The sequence below is a fragment of the Synechococcus sp. R3-13 genome (genome assembly GCF_047462195.1).
Classification (GTDB): domain Bacteria; phylum Cyanobacteriota; class Cyanobacteriia; order Thermostichales; family Thermostichaceae; genus Thermostichus.
Genome location: NZ_JANSIO010000193.1, coordinates 1 through 6073, shown reverse-complemented (window position 1 = coordinate 6073; position 6073 = coordinate 1). Strand labels below are relative to the sequence as shown.

At 59.0% G+C, this 6073-nt stretch carries 4 protein-coding genes and 1 pseudogene; 4 read left to right on the top strand and 1 reads right to left on the bottom strand.

Annotated elements, in window-relative coordinates; genetic code table 11:
• A pseudogene (locus tag NW856_RS05810) lies at nucleotides 1-835 on the bottom strand (hypothetical protein); the annotation flags it as partial.
• 258 nt (nucleotides 836-1093) lie between these two features.
• Between NW856_RS05810 and ccsB the strand changes: the two are divergent.
• The 4 genes from ccsB to NW856_RS05790 all read left to right on the top strand — a co-directional run bounded on the left by ccsB (nucleotide 1094) and on the right by NW856_RS05790 (nucleotide 6034).
• On the top strand, nucleotides 1094-2113 hold the full coding sequence (gene ccsB, locus NW856_RS05805; RefSeq protein WP_414399488.1) for a c-type cytochrome biogenesis protein CcsB: 1020 nt from the start codon (nucleotides 1094-1096) through the stop codon (nucleotides 2111-2113).
• A gap of 84 nt (nucleotides 2114-2197) precedes the next feature.
• Nucleotides 2198-2581: a lipopolysaccharide assembly LapA domain-containing protein gene (locus NW856_RS05800; protein ID WP_011431755.1), complete on the top strand. Its 384-nt coding sequence runs from the start codon at nucleotides 2198-2200 to the stop codon at nucleotides 2579-2581.
• 76 nt (nucleotides 2582-2657) lie between these two features.
• Entirely contained in the window at nucleotides 2658-4352 is a 1695-nt protein-coding gene (gene tig, locus NW856_RS05795) for a trigger factor (RefSeq protein WP_414399487.1), read from the top strand.
• Nucleotides 4353-4534: 182 nt separating this feature from the next.
• Nucleotides 4535-6034: a S41 family peptidase gene (locus NW856_RS05790; protein WP_414399486.1), complete on the top strand. Its 1500-nt coding sequence runs from the start codon at nucleotides 4535-4537 to the stop codon at nucleotides 6032-6034.
• Nucleotides 6035-6073: the final 39 nt, after the last annotated feature.

Here is a 6073-nt window from a genome sequence, read left to right as displayed (position 1 = left end):
GGGGCTGGACGATGGCCAGGGCCTCTTCGGCTTTTAGCTCCCCCCGAACCAGCTTGGAGAGGGTGTCTTGGCCGCCAGGGGTGTAGGTGATCTCGCGGGCGGCGCTGTTGAACACATTGCGGATGGGATCCCCTTTGCTGTCCACCAGTTCCAGCACCATCACATTGCGACCGGGCCTGAAGCCCTTCAGATAAAAAGACTCCCAGCGATCCAGCAGGCCAGATTGGCCGTTGAGGGTGTAGCGGATCCGCCAGTCCCGTGGCAAGTCACTCAACAGGCTCTCCCGCACTGGGGCATTGGCCAGCCAGAAATCCACCAAGATTGGCTCGGCCCCGTAGCTGCCTGTGGGGCGGTTGTAGGTGAGCAGGGGCAGTTGCGGCTGTGGTACGTACTCAGGGGTGGGAGCTAACACGTGAAAGCTGACCTGGGCATAGGCTTCAGAGTTTTTGAAGCTCTCGTGCCAGGGTTTGCCGGCAAACACCCGCAGAGTATGGGATCCCGGCTCCAAATCCTTGAAAACGAGGGGAGCATCGGCATCGTAATGGGCGATGTAGGGACGGTTGTCCAGCACCACGTGCAGATGAGGGCCAAGGCCCAATTGCGGATCTTTGAAAAGTGGATACCCTTGCACCGCGAAGCGAACGGTTACCTGCCGCTCTGGCAACACCTCACCTGGCTTGGGGCTGAGGATCTGAACTTGCGGGCGACAATACTGCAAATGGGCATCCAGCTTGGCAATCTCCGGGGGAACCGGCACGCGCTCTAGCTGGGGAAGCTGTTCCTGCGGGGGTTTAGGCGGGGATCCCCCACAAGAGGCCAAAACGAGGGCGGTCAATAGACAGATCCACCATCTCAACAACCCCCACCTTCTCAACCTGGCATTTCCCGCGTGTTCTTGCATGAGCCTTACATCCCAATGCTCTTTGTATCCTGCCGAGCCGCAGACAAGCCATCCCCACATTACCAGCATGTGTCCTTTGGGGAAGATCCCTTCCCCCGCCCTAGAATGGGATCAACTGGCCTGGCTCAAGCCGGGTCGGAGACACTTTTGAGGTCGTGTATGGCTCTGTTGGCGATAACAGCTCTTGCGGGCATGGATCTGGCCCAGTGGCAAGCTCTGCTCAACAACGTGGCGTTTGCCATTTCTCTGGGGGCCATGCTGTTCTACTGGGGTGGGGCAGCTTTTCCCCAGGTGCAGCTTTTGGCCGAATTGGGCCTAGCGGGGATGATCGGGGCAAACTTGACGATGGCCGCCCTGTTGACGGCCCGCTGGATCGATGCAGGCTACTTCCCCTTGAGTAATCTGTACGAGTCTTTGTTTTTCCTGGCCTGGGGGATCACCGCTTTGCACCTGCTGGCCCTCCACTGGAGCCGCAGCCGCTGGGTGGGGGTCATGACTGCCCCAGTTGTAACCGGGATCGTAGCCTTTGCTGCCTTGGTGCTGCCGGAAGATATGCAGGTAGCCCAGCCCCTCGTGCCGGCTTTGCAATCCAACTGGCTGATGATGCACGTGACTGTGATGTTGCTGGCCTACGCGGCGCTGCTGGTGGGATCCCTTCTCTCCATCAGCTTTCTCATCGTCACTCGCGGTCAGGATGTCCATCTCAAGGGCAACTCCCTCGGCCTGCAATTTCGCCCTCCCCAACCCCAAACCCATCCCGAATGGGCGGAAGCCACCCTGCCTTCCCCGGCTTCAGAACTGGCCTATGCCGGCCTCCGCTCCCCCCGCCCTGCCCCCTCGTCGGCTGAGCTCCCTCCCCAACCGGCCCCAGAAGGGATCCCCTGGCAACGGCTGAGCCTGGCAGAAATCTTGGACAACACCAGCTACCGGCTCATCGGGCTGGGCTTTCCCCTGTTGACCATCGGCATTATCGCCGGCGCCGTTTGGGCCAACGAAGCCTGGGGTACCTACTGGAGCTGGGATCCGAAAGAAACCTGGGCCTTGATTACCTGGTTGGTCTTTGCCGCCTATTTGCACGCCCGCATCACCAAAGGCTGGCAAGGCAGACGCCCCGCCCTCTTGGCCAGCTTGGGTTTTGGAGTGGTTTGGGTATGTTACCTGGGGGTCAACTTTCTGGGCAAAGGCTTACACAGTTATGGCTGGTTTTTCTGAGGGAATTTTTCTCAAAAACCGGCCCGAGTTTATGGGTATTCTGGTGCTGGCAAGCCGTAGTGGATCCCTTCGAGGAGAAAAACGATGCGACTGTTCAACTACCTGATCTTGTTTTCAGCCCTCCTGGCCATTGCCCTCTTTGCCATGCAAAACGCCACCCCGGTCACGGTTACTTTTGCCCCCGGCGTCAGCGTTGAAAGCCCTCTGGTGATGGAACTTCTGGCATCTGCCGGGATTGGGGCCGCCCTCGCCTGGCTGTATAGCCTCTGGATGCGCGTACAGTTCAGCATCGAAGCCCGGGAAAAAAATCGGCAACTGCAGGAGAAGGAGGTCACCATCACCGAACTCAAGGAAATGGTGGTGGAGCTGGAAGCCAAAGTGAAGCAACTGCCTCCCAGCAAGCGTGCCGAACCCCAAGAGGACATCCAGGATGTGAAAGAAGTGGCCACCGAGGGATCCCCTGCCTAGAATCTCCAGGTTGACCCACAGGCCGTTGAGGTAGAATTGAGCTTCTACTTGCCCCTCTCCCTAGCTCATACTTCCTATGCAGGTTATCCAAGAAAAACGCCCTGGCAGCCGGGTCGGTCTCAAAATCGTGGTAGAAGCCGACCGGGTGAAGCGCTCCTACGAAAAAACCTTGCGTCAACTGGAGCAGAATATCCAAATTCCGGGATTCCGCAAGGGCAAGGCCCCCCGCAACCTCGTTGTGCGGCAGGTGGGCCGCGAGCGCATCATGGCCAGTGCTGTGGATGACCTGATCAGCGAGGCCATTCAACAGGCTTTCAAGGAAGCTCGGCTCACTCCCATTAGCCGGTTCGAGCTGGATGATGAGGTGGGTCAGCTCTTGGCTCAGTTCAACCCCGAGGCAGACTTCAGCTTCTCGGGATACGTTGAGGTGTACCCTGAAGCTCGCGTTGGCCAATACAAAGGGCTGACCGTCACGGCAACCCGCGTTGACGTCAAGCCTGAGCAAATTGACCAGCTCATCGACCGATGGCGGGATCAGCGGGCCACCCTCTTGCCGGTAGAAGATCGGTCTGCTCAGTTGGGGGATGTGGTGGTGATCGATTTTGCAGCCCGCGATGCAGAAGGCAATCCCCTCGACGAGATGACCACCCAGGACTTCCAGCTGGAACTCAAGGAAGACAACTTCATCCCCGGTTTTGTGGCGGGCATCGTGGGCATGCAGCTCGACGAAACCAAGGAGATCGCAGCCACCTTCCCCGACGACTACTTCAGAAAAGAGTTGGCCGGGAAAACGGTTACCTTCACTGTCTGCCTGAGGGAGATCAAGGCCAAAGAGCTGCCCGAATTGGATGATGCCTTTGTGCAAGAGATCAGCAGCTTCCAAACGGTAGCCGAACTGCGGGAGCACTTGCAAAAGCGCCTTGAACAGGATGCCCTGACACAATCTGAGGAGAACCTCGAAACCGCCATCCTCAACGCCATCCTGGAAACCACCGAGGTGGATCTGCCCGAGACCCTAGTCGAGCAGGAAATGACGCAACTGCTATCCCAAAGCCTTCACTCGCTGCAACAGCAGCAAGGGGTCACGCCAGGCGAGATCCGCAAGCTCCTGTCCCAACTGCCGCCTGAAACCCTCAACCAGTTGATGGAGCGCCACCGACCCGAAGCCATCAACCGGCTGCGGCGCACCTTGGCCCTGAGTGCCATCGTTCGGCAAGAGCAAATTGCCGTAGGTTCCACGGAGTTGGACGTGGAGGTGGAAGAGGTGATGGCGGCCTATGCCCAGCAAGGCCAAAAGCTGGATCGGGAACGAGTACGCCGAGTACGCCAAGCCGTCTATGAAAGCTTGCTGACCAACAAGGTGATGGCTTGGCTGAAGTCTCAGACCACGGTCAACTGGGTCGATAGCGAGGGGAATCCAACCCAGGCGCCCACTTCTTTGGCAGGCTCGGAGGAGAAGGTTGAAGTGCCAGAGGCCGAGTTTGAGGCCGATGAGCCAGAAGCAGAGGTATCTGGGATCCCTGAGGCAATTGAATCCTCATCAGAGACGGCTACGGGGGCGGAAACGGATGGAGAAGCTGCAGCTGCGGAAGCCGAACCGGCCCCAGAAGAGGCTGTAGAAGTATCCCCTGCGGAAACCCTCTCAGATTCTGCGGCAGATTCAGAACCAAAGGCAACGATCCCGGTTGAGGAGAAGGCAGAAGAAACCACTGCAGAGACCCCAGCAGCAGAAAAGCCTAAGCCAAGCAAAAAGGGCAAAAAAGGCAAGTAAGAGTAGGCTGTGGTGGGGCGGTTTTCCGGATCCCGGCTGGGAACATTCCAAAGAAGGGGGGCGCGACAGTCACCCCTAGTGTTCTAAAATGCAAAAAGCGGATACCTAACACTGCCTACAGTGGCAGAGGGGAGCGTTTAGGGTTTATCCTATTCGCAACATCTGCAAGAGGGCAGGCTACCATGAAAGGATTTGCGCGCGCAATTGGGGCTTGGGGGATCCTCACCCTGATCGCGGGGATCTGGCCCGGCAGCGCTGTGGGCCAATCGGCCTTGCCTCCTGTGCCCATCATGCCCTCGGATCCCCAAGGTTCGTTTCCCGATCCAGGGATCCCGGCAGCCCCTTCGCCTCCCCGTGAGCCGGTCGGGCTGGATCTCCGCCATCTGGTGGAATTGTTCATCAACGAGTCCTTGGGTGCAGGCAACCAAGCTGCTGCGGTTAGTTACAACGACCTCTACACCCGCCTGTTGGCCCGAAGCTACGGGGATCCCCGCCCCTCTATTGAGGTGGAGTACGAGTTCATTCAAGAGATCCTGCGGGAGTATGGGGATCCCGCCGATCGTTTCTGGGATCCGCAAGCTTTTAAGGACTTGCTCAACCGTCCTCGTTCTCCCCTACAAGCCCGCGGGATCGGCCCGCGCCAGGTTTATTTGGCAGTGCCGGATCTCACCCCGGCCACAGCTCAGCAAATCCGCCAAACCCTCTACACCCAAGACTACAGCCAGGGCATTGTCCTCGACCTGCGCGGCTCGGTGGGCTACGACCCCCAAGTGGTAGCAGATGTGGCGCGCCTGTTTTTGCCCCGCTCCGTCCAGCCGCTGCTGATTACCGAAGACCGATTCGGGCAGCCCACCCTCTGGAACAGCGAAAATCTGCCCATTGCCGCCGGGATCCCGTTGGCCGTTCTCGTGGATAGTAACACCCGCCAGGGGGCCACCCTCTTGGCTGCCCAGTTGGGATCCAGCGGTAGCACCCTTATCTTGGGACAGCCCACCCAAGGCAGCGAGCGACAAACCCGCTTCTTTGCTCTCCCCTCCGGCGCGGCGGTGGAACTGGCCGTGGCCACCTGGAAGACAGGAGATGGTCGCTCTTTGGAGCGAGGTTTAGTGCCTTTGCAGACGGTGGAAGGAGATGACAATGCTTGGCTGAATGCCGGCCTGCAAGCGCTGGCCTTGCCCCCACGGCGACCCACCCTGCCCCCACGGCCTACCGTGCTGGTGCAAGAGGGCCGAGTCGGTCGCTTTGAGCTGGGCATGGATACCCGCAACGTCGATACCCACCTGCTGGGCAATGTCGATCAGATCCCAGCAGCCTCCGGAGCTAATGTGTTTCAGCCCAACAGCGACCTGAAGATCTTTTACCTGCAGGACTACATCCTCTTCACCTACCGTCATCCGGGCATTGTGGATAGCTTTTTCGCCAACCGCATCTACACAACCCACCCGGAAGCCATGACCGGTGAAGGGATCCGCATTGGTTCCACCTACTCAGAAGTGATCGCCGTTTACGGTGGGCCCGGCGAGAACGGCTACAACGAGGTGGTGCCCTATCCCAAGGGGAGCCGAGAGTATCTGCGCGACGACCGCTACTACGTCAACTACGATGCTCTGGGCCTGGCCTTTGCCTTTGAGGTGGGATCCAACCAGGTCACGGCCATTGGCCTGTTCAAGCCGGGGAGCTGAAGACGAAGGTAAACTACCCCCGCCTAAAGGCGGGAGCTT